Source organism: Amycolatopsis arida (assembly GCF_900115565.1).
In the GTDB taxonomy this organism is placed as follows: Bacteria; Actinomycetota; Actinomycetes; order Mycobacteriales; family Pseudonocardiaceae; genus Yuhushiella; species Yuhushiella arida.
This window is the reverse complement of sequence record NZ_FOWW01000011.1, coordinates 129922-147188: the sequence shown is the minus strand read 5'-3', so window position 1 is coordinate 147188 and position 17267 is coordinate 129922. Positions and strand designations below refer to the sequence as shown.

Below are 17267 nucleotides of genomic sequence, written 5' to 3'. Positions count from 1 at the left end.
TCACCGGAGCGGACGTGATCAGTAGTAGTACGGGTAGTCCGTCCAGTCGGGCTCGCGCTTCTGCAGGAACGCGTCCCGACCCTCCACGGCCTCGTCCCGCATGTACGCCAACCGCGTGGTCTCGCCGGCGAACAGCTGCTGCCCGACCAGGCCGTCGTCCACCAGGTTGAACGCGTACTTCAGCATCCGCTGCGCGGTCGGCGACTTGCCGACGATCTCCCACCCCCAGCGCAGCGCCTCGGCCTCCAGCTCGGCGTGCGGCACCACCGCGTTCACCGCGCCCATCGCGTGCATCTGCTCCGCCGTGTAGGTGCGGCCCAGGAAGAAGATCTCCCGTGCGAGCTTCTGCCCCACGTGCCGGGCCAGGTACGCCGAGCCGTAGCCGGCGTCGAACGAGCCCACGTCGGCGTCGGTCTGCCTGAACCGGCCGTGCTCGGCCGAGGCCAGCGTGAGGTCGCACACCACGTGCAGCGAGTGCCCGCCCCCGGCGGCCCACCCGGTCACCACCGCGATCACCGGCTTCGGGATGAACCGGATCAGCCGCTGCACCTCGAGGATGTGCAGCCGCCCCGCGCGCGCCGGGTCGATGGTGTCCGACGTCTCCCCACTGGCGTACTGATAGCCCGACCGGCCGCGAATACGCTGGTCACCACCGGAGCAGAACGCCCACCCGCCGTCCCTCGGCGAAGGGCCGTTGCCGGTGAGCAGGACGCAGCCGACGTCCGAGCTCATCCGCGCGTGGTCCAGCGCGCGGTACAGCTCGTCGACGGTGTGCGGACGAAACGCGTTGCGCACCTCGGGACGGTCGAACGCGATCCGCACGACGCGCTTGCCCGAGCGCTGTTCCGTCGAGCGGTGGTAGGTGATGTCGGTGAAGTCGAATCCCTCGATCTCACTCCATTGGGCCGGGTCGAACAGCTCTGAAACGCGATCGTCGTCCACGTTTGGGAGGATAGGGCGTGTGCGCGTGGTGACCGGCATCGAGGTGGTAGGCGACCAGGACCGGGATTCGGCTGGCCGCCCGCCGAGACGTCGAGTCGGGACGGGGGAACGCCGGTGAACCCTTCCACCGCGCAGGCCCGCGTCATCGTCGACGAGCTCGTCCGCAACACCGTCTCGCACGTCGTGCTCTGCCCCGGTTCCCGCAACGCGCCGCTGTCACTGGCGCTGTACGACGCCGCCTCGGCCGGCAAGCTCCGCCTGCACGTGCGCGTCGACGAGCGCAGCGCCGCGTTCCTCGCGCTCGGCATCGCCGCGCGCACCGGGCGCCCGGTGGCGGTGGCGTGCACGTCCGGCACGGCCGCGGCCAACTTCCACCCCGCCGTGCTCGAGGCCGACCGCGCCGGCGTCCCGCTGATCGTGCTCACCGCCGACCGCCCGCCCGAGCTGCGGGCCGCCGGCGCCAACCAGGTCATCGACCAGTACGAGCTCTACGGCAACGCCGTCCGCTACTTCGACGAGCTGGCCGTCGCGGAGAACAGGGCGGGGCAGAACGCGTACTGGCGCAGCCAGGTCTGCCGGGCGTGGAACGCCGCGTACGGCGAGTGGCGGTGCGGGCCGGTGCACCTCAACGTCCCCTTCCGCGAGCCGCTCGTGCCCGACGGCACCGGCGACTGGCACGAGTCGCTGGAGGGCCGGTCGGACGGCGCGCGCTGGACCGAGCTGCCCGACTTCGGGGCCCTGCCGGCGTTCGTCGTGCCCTCGGCACGGCAGGGGTTGGTGGTGGCCTGCGACGCCGGGGTCGGCGCGGCCAGCGAGTGGGCCGAGCAGCACGGGTGGCCGGTGGTGTCGGAGACCGGCGGGCTCGGCCTCGGCGGGGCCACCGCGATCGGCGCCGGCGCGTGGCTGCTGGCCGTCGAGGAGTTCATCGCCGCGCACCGGCCCGAGCAGGTGCTGTGCATCGGCCGGCCCACGGTGTTCCGGCAGGTGCAGGCCCTGCTGTCCGCTCCCGCGGTCGAGGTGCTGCTGGTGCGGCCGGACGCCGACTGGCCAGCGCCCGCGCACAACGTCCGCCAGGTGGGGCAGTGGTTCGCCGAGCCGACCAAGCCGGCCGACCCGGAGTGGCTGGCCCGGTGGCAGCGGGCCGACGCGGCCGCCACCCGTGCGGTGCGCGAGGCGCTGGCCGCCGAGCCGTGGCCCAGCGGGTTGCGGTTGGCCGCGGAGCTGGTGGACGCCCTGCCGCCGGACGCGCTGCTGGTCGTCGGCTCGTCGAACCCCACCCGGGACGTCGCGCTGGCCGGCGGCATCCGGCCGGACGTCCTGGTGCACCGCAACCGCGGCGTCGCCGGGATCGACGGCATGGTCTCCACCGCGATGGGTGCGGCGACCGTGCACCGCGGTCCCGCCTACGCGCTGCTCGGCGACCTGACGTTCCTGCACGACGTGAACGGCCTGCTCACCGGGCCGGCCGAGCAGCGGCCGGACCTCACCATCGTGGTGCTCAACGACGACGGCGGCGGCATCTTCACCCTGCTCGAGCAGGGCGCGCCCGAGCACAGCGCCGGGTTCGAGCGAGTGTTCGGCACCCCGCACGGCGCGGACCTCGCGGCGCTGTGCGCCGGCTACCACGTGCCGCACACCAGGGTCGACTCGCTGGCCGAGCTGCGCGCGGCGCTGCGCCCCGCGCCCGGGCTGCGGGTGGTGGAGGTGCGGGTGGACCGCGGCCGGCACCGGGACCTGCACGCCCGGTTGCGCGCGGCGGTCGCGGCCGCCGTTCGGCCCGAATAGCCGGGATTCTCCCTCCATTCGGCCGGTTCCGCGACCGCCGTCCCGGGGCTAGGTTTCCGGGGGCCGGATCGTGCGAACTGGGGAGGACGTCATGCGCTCGCGAACGCGGACCGGGTTCGGTGCGGTGGCCGCCGGGCTGGCGACGGTGCTGCTGTCGACCACGGCGAGCGCGGCACCGGCGCCCGGCTCGGCCGGCGTCGGCGACCCCTACTACCCGGGTGCCGGCAACGGCGGCTACGACGTCGCGCACTACGACATCCGGCTCACCTACCAGCCGGACACCGACCGGCTGGCCGGCACCACGACGATCCTGGCGACCACGACCCAGGAGCTGTCCAGCTTCAACCTCGACTTCGGTCTGGACGTGCGGTCGGTGCGTGTGAACAACGCGCCCGCCCGGTTCGCCACCGACCCGGCCGACCCGAGCGAGCTGGTCGTCACGCCCGCCCGGCCGCTGGCCCGGGGCCAGTTCCTCGCCGTGGTGGTCACCTACGCGGACACCCCGTCGCAGGTCGAGATCGGCGGTGTCACCGCCTGGAAGAAGACGCCCGACGGCGCGCTGGCGGTGGACGAGCCGCAGATCTCCGAGTGGTGGTTCCCGGCCAACGACCACCCGACCGACAAGGCGACGTACGACGTGTCGGTGGAGGTGCCCGACGACGTGGCCGCGCTGTCCAACGGCACGCTCGTGCGCACCAGCAAGCAGCGCGCCGGCTGGACCCGGTGGAACTGGCGGAGCACCGAGCCGCAGGCCACGTACCTGACGTTGCTCGCGGTCGGCCGGTTCGAGGTGCTGCGGTCGACCACGCCGAGCGGGCAGCCGTTCGTCACGGCCTACGACCCGGCGCTGGGGCCGAGCCTGCCGGCGGCGAAGGCCAGCATCGAGCGCACGCCCGAGGTGGTCAAGGCGCTCGAGGAGTTCTTCGGCCCGTATCCCTTCGAGGCGCAGGGCGGCGTGGCGTCCACCGGGCTCGGGTTCGCCCTGGAGAACCAGACCCGCTCGGTGTACGGCCGGGGCTTCTTCCGGGCCGGGACGAACATGTCCGTGGTGGCGCACGAGAACGCGCACCAGTGGTTCGGCGACTCGGTGTCGGTCGGGTCGTGGCGGGACATCTGGCTCAACGAGGGGTTCGCCAGCTACGCGGAGTTCCTCTGGTCCGAGCACGTGGGCGAGGGCACGGCCGACGAGCTGGCCGAGTACCTCTACAACTCCTACCCGGCCGACGACGCGTTCTGGCGGGTGCCGCCCGGCGATCCCGGCGCGGAGAACCAGTTCCACGTCGCGGTGTACGACCGGGGCGCGATGGCCGTGCACGCGCTGCGCGAGGCGGTGGGGGACGAGGCGTTCTTCCGGATCCTGCGCACGTGGCTGGAGACGAAGAAGGGTGGCCACGGGACGATCCCGGAGTTCGTGGCGCTGGCCGAGCGACTGTCCGGTGTGGACCTGGACGGGCTGATCCGGACGTGGCTGTACACGCCGGCCAAGCCGGCGGTGAGCCCGAACGGGCACGGCGCGGAGGTCGCCGCCGCGCGGGCACCGCGGACCGAGCGGGGTGCGCTGGTGGAGCCGAAGTCGTACCGGCAGATCCGGGCGACGCACGAGTTGCTACACGCGCCGCACGGGCACTGAGCTCGGCGCTGGTCACCGCGCGCCGCCACTGATCTTTGTGGCGAGCTCTGTGGCGGGCGGCTCCTTCTGGCGGGCGGCGCGGCTGGGCGCTCGCCGTCGCCAGCCCAGCCCGACGGACGCTGCCTCCGGAGACCGTGGTGGGGCGCGGTGCGGCCGGCACTTGTTCTTGCCGGGCCCAGCCGCCGGAGGCTGCCGTCGGGCGGGCCTGGTGCGGCCGGGCGCTTCGTTCGCCAGGGCCAGTCGCCGGAGGCTGTTACCGGGCGTTGTCGCGGGGCGCGGGCGCGGCCGGGCGCTTGTTGCCGCCGGGCCCAGTCGCGGGAGGCTGTTGTCGCCGGGGGATGCCGTCGCGGGCTGCCGGGTGGGGCGTGCTGCCGGAGCTGCGGGCGCTGCCGTGTCGCGAACCCTGGCTGGTGCGGCTTCGGTGGCCCCGCTGTGGCGGGTGTCGCGGCTTCGCCGGGTGCTCCGCCGGTGCTGGGTATGCTCGGCGGAGTGGTGGTCGACAGGGAGCGCGCGTGGCGGCTCGCCGGGCGGGTGGTGCTCGGTGTGGCCGGAGCGCTCACATTGCTGTGCGTGGCGTTGCTGTTCGCCGCCGTGCGGAACGACCGGGCGATCGCGGCGAACCTCGGGACCGCGAACGCGCGGGTGGAGCAGGTGAACTTCGACCGGACGATCATCCGGTACGAGACGCCCGACGGCGTGGCCCACATTCCTTCCAACGGGGTGCTCTACCCGGAGGGGCTCGAGACGGGCGACCTGGTGTGGATCGAGTACGACACCACGAACCCCGAACTGGCCAGGGTCGCCGGTCGCACGGCGGTGCTCACCCTGCTACCACTGGGGACGACGATCCTGTTCACGTGGCTGGTCGCGGGGCCGGCGCTGTGGTGGATCCGCCACCGGAGGCTGTCCGGTCCGCTGCTCCCCGTCGGCGCGCTCCGCCCGAAGCGGGCGGGCGAGAACGTTCGGGAGACTCCACCGGCCAAGACCCCCGCCGACGCCTGACACCGGCAGGAAACCACCGAGCCGAACCCGAGCCCAGCACCCCGAGTTCCAGCAGCACGACGAGCCCCAGAACGACCAGACGGAACCACTGGACTGAGAACGGCCGGCGAGAGCGGCTGGGCGAGAACGGCTGGGATTGGGAACGACTGGGCGAGAACGGCCGGGCCTAAGAGCGGCTGGGCGAGAACGGCTGGGATTGGGAACGACTGGGCGAGAACGGCCGGGCCTAAGAGCGGCTGGGCGAGAACGGCTGGGATCGGGAACGACTGGGCGAGGACCACTGGGAGCGAGAACGACGGGCCCGAGAACGACCGGGCCTCGGAACAACCAGCCCCCAGTACGTACCCACCCAACCCAAGGGGGCCATCCCCGGGTTCCATTCTACCCGTGAGGCCCGACGATTCCTCCGGAAAACGCTTGCAGCACCGAACTTGTCCACAGTCGCGGGGAGCTGTGGACAAGTCCGGTGCTGACGCTCGGAATGCGCATCGAGCAGGGGGTTTGCGCGGACGAACGACGGCCGCGCGGGTTGGCTGAACGGGTTGCCGCGCAAAACCCTGGGCCCTGCTGGGCAACGTCGCTGGAGGAACACGGTTGGACCGCTCGTCGCGCGGAACCGGCGGCCAGGGTCCGCGGGCTGAGATCGCGGCGGAGTGGCGCTGTCAGGCAGGGCGGTCGACCGGCCTGCCGAGTTCAGGCGGACCCGGGCTGGCGGCCAGGGCGGCGGAAGCGAGGAGGTCGCACGGGGCTGTGGCCATGGATCGTGGGGCACCCGGCAGCGCCGCCGGCAGCGACGGTCACGCAAGGCCGCCGGGCAGGCCGGTTGCCTCGACAGACAAGCGGGCGGGAACGGTGCGCGGGACCACGGCGCCGCCGGTAGAGCGGGTCGGGCGAGGACGCGGGGCTGGCGGGTCGCACCGGCCATTGGGCGGGAACGGTGCAGGAGACTACGGCGCCGCTGGTAGAGCGGGTCGGGCGAGGCCGTGGGGCTGGCGGGTCGCACCGGCCACTGGCCGGGAACGGCGCACGGGACTACAGCGCCGCCGCGGTCTCCTGCCACCAGGAGAGGACCTCGTCGGCCACGCTGGGGGCCGCGACCAGCAGCCCGTCGGCCGGCAGGGCGCTGCCCTCGCCCCTACGGTCCAGCACCACGGCACCCGCCTCGATGGCCAGCGCCACCGACCCCGCCACGTCCCACTCGTGGTAGCTGTGCAGCACCGCCGCCGCGGCGTGGCCCAGCGCCACCTGCGCGATCGACAGCGCCGCCGAGCCCAGCACCCGCACCCCCGCGTGCGCCGCCGCCGCGCGCTCGATGAACTCGCCCATCCCCGGCCACGGCCCGCTCCGGGACAGCTCCGTGCACACGATCGCCCCCGCGGTGCTGCCCCGGTCGAGCAGCCGCACCGGCGTGCCGTTCGCCCGCGCGCCCCGTCCCCGCGCCGCCGCGTAGATCTGCGCCCGGTAGGGGTCGGCGACCACCCCAACCACCGGCCCCGAGCTGTCGATCAACGCCAGGCTGTACGCGCACCACGGCACCCCGGCCACGTAGTTCGCCGTCCCGTCCACGGGATCGACCACCCACCGGTACTCCGCGACCTCCGCGCCGACGTCGGCGCCGAACTCCTCACCGACCACCGGCACCCCGGGGAACTCCGCGGTCAGCACCCGCCGGGTGTGCCGCTCCAACGTCCGGTCGGTGTCGGTCACCCAGTCGAACGGCGAGTCCTTCACGTCCGGCCGCGCTCCGCGCCCCGCCGTCGCGGTGATCACGTCGGTCGCGTCGTTGGCCAGCCGCCCGGCCACCTCGAGCGCCCGCGACACCAACCCGGGCTCCACCGGCCGCAGCGGACGGGACGACAACACCGTCATGACACCCACACAGGCAACGAGTACGGCAAGGTCAACACATCCCCCAGCGTGGGCACGCCCGGTGACCGGAACGCGACCACGAGGTGACGTCCCGCTCGCCATCCGACAACGAGTCGTCACCCGACCGGAGGACCGGGAATCTTCGCCGAGTGTTGGCCGGCCGGTCACGCGACCGCAGCCGTGCCCGCCGGAATCGGCTGCCACAGTCCGTCACGTGCGAGTCGCGATTGTCACCGAGAGCTTCCTTCCCCAGGTGAACGGCGTGACCAACTCCGTGCTCCGGGTGGTCGAGCACCTCCGCGAGCGCGCGCACGACGTGCTCGTCGTCGCCCCCGGCGCCGGTCCGGACCGGTACCGCGACGCCCCGGTCGTCCGCATCCCCGCGGTGGAGCTGCCGGTGGTGAACTCGCTGCCGATCGGTCTGCCCACCCGCACCGTGCTCACCGCGCTGACCCGCTTCCGCCCGGACGTGGTGCACCTCGCCTCGCCGTTCGTGGTCGGCGCACGCGGCCTCGCCGCCGCCCGGCGGCTGCGGGTGCCCTCGGTCGCCGTGTACCAGACCGACGTCGCCGGGTTCGCCGCCGCGTACGGCCTCGGCCTCGGCGCCCGCGCCGCGTGGCGCTGGGTGCGCCGGCTGCACGGCAGGGCCGACCGCACCCTCGCCCCGTCCACCTCCGCCATGGCCGAGCTGCGCCGCCACGGCGTGCCGCGGGTGCACCGCTGGGGTCGCGGCGTCGACGTCGAGCGGTTCTCCCCGGCCCACGCCGACCCCGCGCTGCGCGCCCGCCTGGCGCCGCGCGGCGAGCTGCTGGTCGGCTACGTCGGCCGGCTCGCCCCGGAGAAGGAGGTCGACCGGCTGGCCGCGCTGCACGGCGTCGACGGGGTGCGGCTCGTGGTGGTCGGCGACGGCCCCGACCTCGGCGCGCTGCGCGAGCGGCTGCCCGGTGCGGTGTTCCTCGGCTCGCGGTACGGCGCCGAGCTGGCCACCGCCTACGCCAGCCTCGACGTCTTCGTGCACACCGGCCCGCACGAGACCTTCTGCCAGGCCGTGCAGGAGGCCATGGCCTCCGGGCTGCCGGTGCTGGCACCGGACGCCGGCGGGCCGCGCGACCTCGTGACGCACGGCCGCACCGGCTACCTCCTCCCGACGGACCGGGCCGCGTTCGCCGCGCACCTGGTCGCCAGGGTCGCCGAGCTGGCCGATCCCGCCGCGCGGGCCCGACTCGGCGCCAACGCCAGGGCCGCGGTGCTGGGTCGCACCTGGCCGGCGGTGTGCCAGGAGCTGCTGGGCCACTACGCGGCGGTCCGCGACCCGGCCGTCCGCGCGGCATGAGAGATGCACATCGTCCAGCTGGCCAACTTCTACGGGCCACGTTCCGGCGGGCTGCGCACCGCGCTGCACCACCTCGGCGCCGGCTACGTCGCCAGCGGCCACCGGGTGACCCTCGTCGTGCCCGGTCCCCGCGCCGCCGACGAGGCGCTGCCCACCGGGGTGCGGCGGTTGACCCTGCCCGCGCCCCGGATCCCCGGCACCGGCGGCTACCGGGCGGTGGACCCGCACCGGGTGCGGGCGCTGCTCCGCCGGCTGCGGCCGGACCGGTTGGAGGTGTCCGACCGGCTGACGCTGCGCGGCATGGGCGCCTGGGCCCGCCGGCACGGCGTGCCCGGGGTGGTGATCTCGCACGAGCGACTGGACCGGCTGCTGGAGCAGTTCCTGCTGCCCGGCCCGCTCGCCCGCCGGGTCGCCGACGTCGCCAACCGGCGGATGGCCCGCGGCTACGACACCGTCGTGTGCACGACGGCGTTCGCCCGCGCGGAGTTCGACCGGATCGCCGCGCCCAACGTGTGCCGGGTGCCGCTCGGCGTGGACCTGCGCACCTTCCGGCCGACTCTGCGGGACGGCGCGTGGCGCCGGGAGCTGGCCGCCGGCGCGGACGCGCTGATCGTCCATTGTGGTCGGCTGTCGGCGGAGAAGCACGTGGAGCGCAGCGTGGACACGGTGGCCGAGCTGACCGAGTCGGGGGTCAGGGCCCGGCTGGTCGTCGCCGGTGACGGGCCGCGCCGGCGCGCGCTGGAGCGGAGGGCCCGGGGGCTGCCGGTGACCTTCCTCGGCTTCGTCAACGACCGGGCCGCCGTGGCCCGGTTGCTGGCCAGCGCGGACGTCTCGCTCGCGCCGGGGCCGCACGAGACGTTCGGCCTCGCCGCCCTCGAGGCGCTGGCCTCGGGCACCCCGGTGGTGGTGTCGGCGTCCTCGGCGCTGCGGGAGATCGTCCGGCCGGCGTGCGGCGCGGCGGTGGACGACTCCGCGCCCGCCTTCGCCTCGGCCGTGACCGGGCTGCTGGAGCGCCCCGAGCCGGTACGCAGGGCGGCGGCACGGGCCCGCGCCGAGGAGTTCAGCTGGAGCGCCTCGGTCCGCGGCATGCTGCGGGCGCTGGACGCCGACCACGACTGTCGGTCAGCATCTGACGTGCGAGTTCGTGACCGGTAACAGGTCCGGCGGGACGAGCGCGGCGGGAGGAGCCGGTGGCCGAGCGGCGGTCGTTGACGGTCGGCGGTCGCCCGGTGCACGAGCGGCTGGCCGAGGGCCTGCCCGAGCTCACCGGTGCGGTGCTGGCGACGGTCCTGGAGCACGTGCCGGTGTACGGGGGGCTGCCCGCAGAGGAGCTCACCGGCGAGATCGCCCCGGTCACCCGGCGGATCCTGGACGTGATCGTCGACGTGCTGCGCGACCGTGAGGTGCCCGAGCCCGCCGAGCTGGACTGGCTGGCCGGCTCCGTCGCCCGCCGCGCCGAGGAGGGCGTGCCGCTGGCGGCGGTGCTGGACGCCTACTGCGTGGGCGGCCAGGAGGCATGGCGCCGGATCGGCGCGGCCGCCGGCCCGGACGACGTCGCCGACCTGCGCGCGACGGCCGATCTGCTGATCGGCTACCTCCGCGTGATGCTGGCGGTGGTGACCGAGGCCTACGTCGCCGAGCTGCGGTCGATGCAGAGCCAGGAGCAGGGGGCGCGGCAGACGCTGCTGGCCGCGTTGCTGGCCGGCGAGCCCGCCGCGGCGGCCGCGGACCGGTCCGGCCTTCGGCTGCCCCCGGAGTACGTGGTGCTGGCGCTGCGGATCGGGCCGCACCCGGACGAACAGGACGGCGCGGCCGAGCGGGTCGCGACGGTCACCGCGGCCGTGGCCGCCCGCCGCAAGGTGCGCCGGATGCTGGCCGAGCTCGAGCGGTTCGGCACCGGGCCGGCGCTGGCGCAGCTGGACCCCGGCGGCGGGCTGGTGCTCCTGCCGAGCCCGCGGAGCCTGGACGACCGCTGGCCCGACGTCCGGGCGCTGGTCGAACGGGCGGCGAGCGCCGCGGGTGCCGAGCTGACCGCCGGGGTGGCCGGCGGCGCCCCGGGCGAGGTCCCCGCCTCTGTGGCGCGGGCCAGGGAGGTCCTGGACGTCGCGCGGCGCACCGGCCGGCCGCCGGGCGCATACCGGCTGGCCGACGTGCTGCTCGACTACCAGCTCAGTCGCGGCACCCCGGCGACGCCCGCGCTGGCCGCGCTGCTGGACCCGCTCGCGATCAACGCCGACCTGTTGCCCACCCTCGAGCTGCACCTGGCCAACGAGCTGAACCGTCGGCGCACCGCGCGGATGCTGCACATCCACCCGAACACGCTGGACTACCGGTTGCGCCGGGTCACCGCGCTGACCGGGCTCGACCCCGGGCGGCCCTCGCACCTTCCGGTGCTGTTCGCGGCGCTGGCCGCCCGGCGGGCCCTGTCCTGAACACTGCTCGGTCCAGGTCGGTCCAGGTCAGTCCAGGTCGGTCCAGGTCGGTCCAGGTCAGCCCAGGTCGGCCGGGACGACGCCGGTGCGGATGCGCTGCGGGTGGTCGCCGACGTCGATCCTGGCGACCTCCTCGGCGGTGTCGAAGGAGATCACCGAGACCTGGTCGGTGCCGCTCCACGACACGTAGCAGTGCCGGCCGTCCGCGCTGCGGGTCGCCCAGTACGGCTTGGCGTCCTCGCCGCCGGGGACGAGGGTGTGCCGGAACGTGGCCCTGTCGACGATCGCGGCGTAGTCCGACATCGTGCCGGCGACGCAGAGCGTCCGGTCGGTGCCGTCCATGGCGATGCCGTGGTGCGCGGAGTCGAGCAGGTACCGCTCGCGCGGCAGGTCCGGGACGAGGTTGGGCAGCGGCGCCACCCTGGTGACCCTGTCCTCGACCATGTCGTACTCGACGAAGCCGTGGAAGAACGAGACCTGCAGGTAGAAGTAGCGCTCGTCGGCGGTGTGCGCCATCGGCCGCACGGCCGAGCTCATGTTCGGGTAGCCCGCCTCGGCCAGCTTCTTCCCCATGTCGATCCGCCGGAGCACCGTCGCGGACTCGGCGTCGACCACCTGGAAGTACCGCTGCCCCTTGGTCGAGTCCAGCGCGGGGTGGTCCAGCGGGGTGTACACGAAGCCGATGCTGGCGTGGTAGATCCGCCGGCCGTCGCGCGAGTAGTTGTTCTCGTGCGGCGAGTCGCCGCTGGGGAAGCGGCCCACCTCGGCGCCGGTGCGGGTGTCGAGCAGGTGCACGACGTTGGCGGTGGACGCCGAGACCGCGACCGTGGCGCCGTCGGGGGAGACGGCCATGTGGTCGGCGCGCTGGCCGGCCACCCGGAACCGCCAGGCGATCCCGCGATCGCGCAGGTCGACCGCGACGACGTCGCCGAAGCTGGGCCGGGAGACGATCAGCAGGCGGCCGTCGGGGGTGCTGAACATGTCGTCGACGAGCTGGTCGTGACCCTCGCCGATCAGCGTCCGGATGCCGAGGAAGTACGCCAGCCGGACCGGGTCGGTGTGGATCTCCCGCATCCGCTCGGCGCGGTCGGGGACGATGTCGATCCTGGCCAGCCGCCGGTGGTCGTCGGGGTCGATGACGTCGGCGGTGCCGTCCCAGTTGTTGCCGACGAAGACCGCGGGGCGGGTGCCGCTCGCCGGCGCGGCGGCCGTGGTGCCGGCGGGGACGGCGGTGGTCGTGGTGGCCAGTGCTATCGCCGCGACCAGCGCCGCCGGCCGGGTCCGGGCTCGCCGCATGGTGGCCTCCTCGCTCCCGCGGCTACCGATGAGTAACCGTGCTCCCAGCATGCGGGTCGGTGGTGGCGGGCGACATTGGGAGGCGACGCAGGGTTCCCGCGGCGTTGTTGTGACGGATCACAACCCCGGGGGCTCCCGGGGGTCAGTCCTGGTCCAACCAGCCCAGCACCAACCGCAGCGAGTTCGACCAGTTCCGCTCGATCGCGGCGGCGGCGCGTTCCTGGTCCCTACCGGCCAGTGCGGCGATGATCTCCTCGTGCTGAGAGGCCGACGTGCCTTCGTCGCGCACCCGCATGTAGGCGATCTCGTACCGGGACAGCCGCACCCGCAGCGCGGAGACCAGCGCGCGCAGGCTCCGGTTGGGGCAGGCGGCCATGATCCGCTCGTGGAACTCGGTGTCCAGCCGCCACCGCCGCACCGGGTCCCGGGCGGCGACCAGCGCGGCGTCCACCTCCCGCAGCGCGGCCACGTCGACCTCGCCGGGCGGCGTGCTGGTCACCGCCAGCCGTTCGAGCGTGCCCAGGACGGGGTACAGCTCCGCGGCCTCGCCCGGGCTGAGCGGCCGCACGGTGAACCCCCTGGCCGGGGTGGACTCCAGCACACCCTCGGCCTCCAGCCGCAGCAGTGCCTCGCGGACCGGGGTCCGGGACACCCCGAGCGACCGGCTCAGCGCGGCCTCGGTCACCGGCCGGCCCGGCGCCAGCTCACCCGTGGAGACCAGCTCCACGACGCGCTCGTACACGGCCGACCGCAGTGGCTCGGGGCGGCGGAGCGGCGTACTCGCGACGGGCGTCGTCGGGCCGGGTGTGCTCATGGCCGCACATCCTACCGTGCCTCGAATATCGTATACGATGTGCACATGGATATCTCCGTGGACCGCATCAAGCAGGCCGCCGCCGACATCGACCCGGTGTTCCGGGACACGCCCCAGTACGTCGATCCCGACCTCCGCGCCGCGCTCGGCCGCGACGTGCTGATCAAGAACGAGACCCTCAACCCGCTGCGCAGCTTCAAGGGCCGCGGCGCCGACTTCCGGCTCGCCGAGCTCGCGGCCACCGGGGTGAACGGCACCGTGGTGTGTGCCTCCTCCGGCAACTTCGGGCAGGGCGTCGGCTACGCCGGCCGCGCCCGAGGAATGCCGGTCGAGGTATTCGTCCCCGAGGGGGTGAACCCCGGCAAGCTGGCCAGGATGCGCGCCCTCGGCGCCACGCTGATCCACGTCCAGGGCGGTGCCGACGAGCTCAACGAGGCCGCGAGGGAACGCGGCCGGCAACCCGGCGCCGTGCTGGTGGAGGACGGTCGCGACGTGGCCGTCGCCGAGGGTGCCGGCACCATCGCCGTCGAGCTGTTCGCCACCGAGACGCCGGACCTGCTGGTGATCCCGGTCGGCGACGGATCGTTGATCACCGGTGTCGCCCGCTGGGCCCGGCACGTCGTGCCGGATGTCCGGGTCATCGGCGTGTGCAGCACCGCGGCGCCCGCCATGGCGGAGAGCTTCCGCGCCGGGAAGCCGGTCGTCCGCCCGTCCACCACGATCGCCGACGGCATCAGCATCGGCGTCCCGATTCCCGAGTCGATGTCCAGGGTGCGCGCGCTGGTCGACGACATCGTCCTGGTCACCGACGACGACCTGCGCGCCGCGATGCGGCTGGTCGCCGGGACGCTCGGCCAGTTCGTCGAGCCGGCGGGCGTCGCGGGCATCGCCGCGCTGACCCGGCACGACCTGCCGGGCCGGCGCCCCGCGACCCTGCTGACCGGCGCCAACGTGCACCCCGACCTGCTCCGGGACACGGCGCGGGCGGTGGCCGGGTAGCCGCGCCCGGCGGGTTTGCCCGGCGCGGCCGGGGCGGCGCGTCGTAATGTGACGGCCATGTCCCGCGCCAGCCTCGACAAGGACCCGCGCGAGGTCGCCGCGATGTTCGACGACGTCGCGTCCGGCTACGACCGCGCGAACTCGGTGATGACCTTCGGCTTCGACCGCCGGTGGCGGGTGACCACGGCCCGCGTGCTGGACGCCCGCCCCGGCGAGAGGGTGCTCGACCTCGCCGCCGGCACCGGGGTGTCCACGGAGGAGTACGCCCAGGGCGGAGCGTGGTGCCTCGCCGCCGACTTCTCCCTCGGCATGCTGCGCGCCGGGCGGCACCGCGGCGTGCCCATGGTCGCGGCCGACGCGCTGCGCCTGCCGTTCGCCGACGGCAGCTTCGACGCCGCGACGATCTCGCTGGGCATCCGCAACTTCGTCGACACCAGGGCCGCGCTCGAGGAGATCCGCCGGGTGGTGCGGCCCGGCGGCCGGCTGGTGATCTGCGAGGTGTCCACCCCGCCGTTCGCCCCGATCCGGCTGGTGTACCGCAGGGTCGTCCTGCGGGCGCTGACCTGGCTCGGCCGCCGCTCCTCGTCCAATCCGGACGCCTACGGCTACCTGGCCGAGTCCATGCTGGCCTGGCCGAACCAGCGGGAGTTCGCCGAGATCATCGCCTCGGCCGGCTGGGCCAACGTGGAGTGGCTGAATCTCACCTTCGGCGTCGTCGCCATCCACCGGGCGCGCAAACCCGAGGCCTGAGCGCGCGATCCCGCAGGGTGATCGGGCGCATCGTCACTGTGCGGCACGGACCGTCCACACTGCGCGATGCGCCGGCGATCATCCTCGCTGGCGCTCGGTCGATGCTCGGCGGTCGTCGCGCGGCCGGACGTACACTGACCGCCATGAGCAGCGGGCGCGCGTCCGGGCAGGACGCCGAGGTCATCGTGGTCGGTGCCGGCCCGGCGGGGTCCACCGCCGCCACCTACCTGGCCCGCGCCGGTGTCGACGTGCTGGTGCTGGAGAAGACCACCTTCCCCCGGGAGAAGGTCTGTGGCGACGGGCTCACCCCGCGCGGGGTCAAGCAGCTCATCGACCTCGGCATCGACACCAGCCGGGAGGCCGGCTGGGTGCACAGCCGCGGCCTGCGGATCATCACCGGCGAGCTCACCCTCGAGCTGGACTGGCCCGAGCTCACCAGCTACCCGCCCTATGGCGTCGCGCGCACCCGGCAGGACTTCGACGACCTGCTGGCCAGGACCGCGGTCAAGGCCGGTGCCCGGCTGCAGGAAGGCACCACGGTCACCGGCGCGCTCACCGACGAGCGCACCGGGCGGGCCGTCGGCGTGCGGGCGAAAGTCGGCGAGGGCAGACGGCCGGAGACCTATCGCGCCCCGCTCGTGCTCGCCTGCGACGGTGTGTCCGCCCGGCTCGCGCTGAGCGCGGGCATCGACAAGGACGACCGGCGGCCGATGGGCGTGGCCGTGCGCCGCTACTACCGCAGCCCTCGGCACGACGACGACTTCATCGAGGGCCACCTGGAGCTGTGGGATCGCAGCGACCCCCGCCGGCCGACGCTGCTGCCCGGCTACGGCTGGGCCTTCCCGCTCGGCGACGGCACGGTCAACGTCGGCCTCGGCATGCTGTCCACCTCGAAGGCGTTCCGCGGCACCGACTACCGCGCGCTGCTGCGCACCTGGCTGGACTCGACCCCCGAGGAGTGGGGCTACCGCGAGGAGAACGCCGTCGGCCGGATCGGCGGGGCCGGCCTGCCGATGGGTTTCAACCGCACTCCGCACTACCGCGACGGGCTGCTCCTGCTCGGCGACGCGGGCGGCATGGTGAGCCCGTTCAACGGCGAGGGCATCGCCGCCGCGATGGAGTCGGCCCAGCTCGCCGCCGAGGTCGTGGTGCAGGCGCTGGCCCGGCCGGAGGGCCCGGCCCGGGAGCGGGCGCTGCAGGGCTACCCGCGCGCGCTGAAGGAGCTGATGGGCGGCTACTACCGGCTCGGCAACCTCTTCGCGCGGGCCATCGGCAAGCCGCTGGTCATGCGTGCGGCGACCCGGTACGGCCTGCGAATCAGCCCACTTCTCCCGCTGGTCTACAAAGGACTGTCCGGGTGCTACGACGCCCGCGGCGGCGACGCGGTGGACCGGCTGATCTCCCTCGCCGCCCGCCTCACCCCCAGCGCCTGACCCCCGTCGCCCCACCGCCACCAGGAGCCTTGGTGGCACCCAACGCAACCATGGGGGCTTGGTGGCACCCAACGCGCCCCACGCGATGAAGGCCACCTTCATGGCGTGGGGCGCGATCAAGGTGGCCTTCATGGCAGGGCAGCGCGGGTGGTGGCATACCTCACAGCGCCGGATGGGGGAGCGGGTTCGACCGGGGGCCGAGTGCTTCACCGCAGGTCTTCGGCGTGCGGGCGGCGAAAGCGGGCCGGAGCGAGGCGAAAAGTTAGGTGACCCTTATACCACGGGGGATGGCGACAACGGTGTGAGTCGCGTCCTACACTGGCCCCATGCTTTGTGAACGCCTTCACAACTTCGACCGGAGGATTGTGAATGTTTTCACAAGCGCCAGACCGTCCGTCCGGGGTCAGCGGGGTGGTGAGCACCGGGTGTAAGGCTGCCCTAACACTCGGCGGTGTGATGCAGCTCCCTTAAGGTTCGGCCGAGGTTGTCGCAACACACCGCGCCCGAAGTCCGAGCTCCCAGCCACTGCGGCGCGGAAAGGAAGGCAAGACCGTGCTGACGTTCCACGCGACCGACCACCTGGCGCAGGGGGTCGCCGCGCCCGACCTCGACCTGTACCTGCCCCTGGTCGTGCTGTTCGCCCTCGCCGCGGGGTTCGCGGTGTTCTCCGTGCTGCTCGGCCCGCTGGTCGGCCCGCGCCGGCACAACAGGGCGAAGCTGCAGGCCTACGAGTGCGGCATCGAGCCCTCCCCGCAGCCCATCATGGGCGCCGGCCGGATGCCGGTCGCCTACTACGTCACCGCGATGCTGTTCATCCTGTTCGACATCGAGATGGTGTTCCTCTTCCCGTACGCCGTCACGGCCGACGCGTTGGGCCTGTGGGGGGTCGTCGCGGTGGTGCTGTTCATCGCGACCTTCTTCATCGCCGACATCTACGTGTGGCTGCGCGGCGGGCTGGACTGGAACTGAGAGGGAGGGGCTC

At 73.9% G+C, this 17267-nt stretch carries 14 protein-coding genes; 10 read left to right on the top strand and 4 right to left on the bottom strand.

Translation table 11 applies throughout. From position 1 onward, the window contains the following. Positions 1-18 precede the first annotated feature (18 nt). Positions 19-942: a 1,4-dihydroxy-2-naphthoyl-CoA synthase gene (locus BM051_RS25275; RefSeq protein WP_092535543.1), complete on the bottom strand. Its 924-nt coding sequence runs from the start codon at positions 940-942 to the stop codon at positions 19-21. Between the two features lie 114 nt (positions 943-1056). On the opposite strand from BM051_RS25275, the gene menD reads away from it, so the two are divergent. The 3 genes from menD to BM051_RS25260 all read left to right on the top strand — a co-directional run bounded on the left by menD (position 1057) and on the right by BM051_RS25260 (position 5359). Beyond that, the gene (gene menD, locus BM051_RS25270; protein WP_092535540.1) at positions 1057-2727 is read left to right on the top strand and encodes a 2-succinyl-5-enolpyruvyl-6-hydroxy-3-cyclohexene-1-carboxylic-acid synthase; all 1671 of its coding nucleotides are present in this window, start codon (positions 1057-1059) and stop codon (positions 2725-2727) included. Positions 2728-2818: 91 nt separating this feature from the next. Further along, entirely contained in the window at positions 2819-4357 is a 1539-nt protein-coding gene (locus BM051_RS25265; RefSeq protein WP_092535537.1) for a M1 family metallopeptidase, read from the top strand. Positions 4358-4834: 477 nt separating this feature from the next. Next, positions 4835-5359 (top strand): DUF3592 domain-containing protein, encoded by a 525-nt coding sequence (locus BM051_RS25260; protein WP_243859824.1) that lies wholly within the window; start codon positions 4835-4837, stop codon positions 5357-5359. A 1032-nt stretch (positions 5360-6391) separates the two neighbouring features. On the opposite strand, the gene BM051_RS25255 is transcribed toward BM051_RS25260, so the two are convergent. Next, complete coding sequence (locus BM051_RS25255; RefSeq protein WP_092535534.1) at positions 6392-7228, bottom strand: inositol monophosphatase family protein; 837 nt, start codon at positions 7226-7228, stop codon at positions 6392-6394. A 214-nt stretch (positions 7229-7442) separates the two neighbouring features. Here BM051_RS25255 and BM051_RS25250 point away from each other — a divergent pair, with 214 nt between their 5' ends. The 3 genes from BM051_RS25250 to BM051_RS25240 are packed head-to-tail and all read left to right on the top strand — an operon-like array spanning position 7443 to position 10993. Continuing rightward, positions 7443-8561, top strand: a complete 1119-nt coding sequence (locus BM051_RS25250) for a glycosyltransferase family 4 protein (RefSeq protein WP_177217003.1) — start codon at positions 7443-7445, stop codon at positions 8559-8561. Positions 8562-8564: 3 nt separating this feature from the next. Further along, positions 8565-9716, top strand: coding sequence for a glycosyltransferase (locus tag BM051_RS25245; RefSeq protein WP_092535529.1), 1152 nt, complete (start codon positions 8565-8567; stop codon positions 9714-9716). A gap of 35 nt (positions 9717-9751) precedes the next feature. After that, a complete protein-coding gene (locus BM051_RS25240; protein ID WP_092535526.1) occupies positions 9752-10993 on the top strand; it encodes a PucR family transcriptional regulator in 1242 nt (413 codons plus the stop codon). A 57-nt stretch (positions 10994-11050) separates the two neighbouring features. Here BM051_RS25240 and BM051_RS25235 read toward each other — a convergent pair whose 3' ends face one another. Then, a complete protein-coding gene (locus BM051_RS25235) occupies positions 11051-12289 on the bottom strand; it encodes a YncE family protein (protein ID WP_092535523.1) in 1239 nt (412 codons plus the stop codon). A gap of 142 nt (positions 12290-12431) precedes the next feature. Further along, complete coding sequence (locus BM051_RS25230) at positions 12432-13103, bottom strand: GntR family transcriptional regulator (protein WP_092535520.1); 672 nt, start codon at positions 13101-13103, stop codon at positions 12432-12434. A 45-nt stretch (positions 13104-13148) separates the two neighbouring features. On the opposite strand from BM051_RS25230, the gene BM051_RS25225 reads away from it, so the two are divergent. From BM051_RS25225 to BM051_RS25210, 4 genes are all read left to right on the top strand, one after another. Then, entirely contained in the window at positions 13149-14102 is a 954-nt protein-coding gene (locus tag BM051_RS25225) for a threonine ammonia-lyase (protein ID WP_092535517.1), read from the top strand. A 57-nt stretch (positions 14103-14159) separates the two neighbouring features. Beyond that, on the top strand, positions 14160-14852 hold the full coding sequence (locus tag BM051_RS25220; protein WP_092535514.1) for a demethylmenaquinone methyltransferase: 693 nt from the start codon (positions 14160-14162) through the stop codon (positions 14850-14852). A 143-nt stretch (positions 14853-14995) separates the two neighbouring features. Continuing rightward, positions 14996-16285 carry a geranylgeranyl reductase family protein gene (locus BM051_RS25215; RefSeq protein WP_092535511.1) on the top strand — a complete coding sequence of 430 codons (1290 nt, stop codon included), beginning with the start codon at positions 14996-14998 and terminating at the stop codon, positions 16283-16285. Positions 16286-16840: 555 nt separating this feature from the next. Then, complete coding sequence (locus tag BM051_RS25210) at positions 16841-17254, top strand: NADH-quinone oxidoreductase subunit A (RefSeq protein ID WP_092535731.1); 414 nt, start codon at positions 16841-16843, stop codon at positions 17252-17254. The last annotated feature ends 13 nt before the right edge of the window (positions 17255-17267 follow it).

What these genes read in the sequence shown, in the direction of transcription:
- BM051_RS25225 (WP_092535517.1), top strand. Translation starts at nt 13,149, where the DNA reads ATGGATATCTCCGTGGACCGCATCAAGCAGGCCGCCGCCGACATCGAC.
- BM051_RS25235 (WP_092535523.1), bottom strand. Translation starts at nt 12,289, where the DNA reads ATGCGGCGAGCCCGGACCCGGCCGGCGGCGCTGGTCGCGGCGATAGCA.
- BM051_RS25220 (WP_092535514.1), top strand. Translation starts at nt 14,160, where the DNA reads ATGTCCCGCGCCAGCCTCGACAAGGACCCGCGCGAGGTCGCCGCGATG.
- BM051_RS25215 (WP_092535511.1), top strand. Translation starts at nt 14,996, where the DNA reads ATGAGCAGCGGGCGCGCGTCCGGGCAGGACGCCGAGGTCATCGTGGTC.
- BM051_RS25265 (WP_092535537.1), top strand. Translation starts at nt 2,819, where the DNA reads ATGCGCTCGCGAACGCGGACCGGGTTCGGTGCGGTGGCCGCCGGGCTG.
- BM051_RS25255 (WP_092535534.1), bottom strand. Translation starts at nt 7,228, where the DNA reads ATGACGGTGTTGTCGTCCCGTCCGCTGCGGCCGGTGGAGCCCGGGTTG.
- BM051_RS25260 (WP_243859824.1), top strand. Translation starts at nt 4,835, where the DNA reads ATGCTCGGCGGAGTGGTGGTCGACAGGGAGCGCGCGTGGCGGCTCGCC.
- BM051_RS25245 (WP_092535529.1), top strand. Translation starts at nt 8,565, where the DNA reads ATGCACATCGTCCAGCTGGCCAACTTCTACGGGCCACGTTCCGGCGGG.
- BM051_RS25230 (WP_092535520.1), bottom strand. Translation starts at nt 13,103, where the DNA reads ATGAGCACACCCGGCCCGACGACGCCCGTCGCGAGTACGCCGCTCCGC.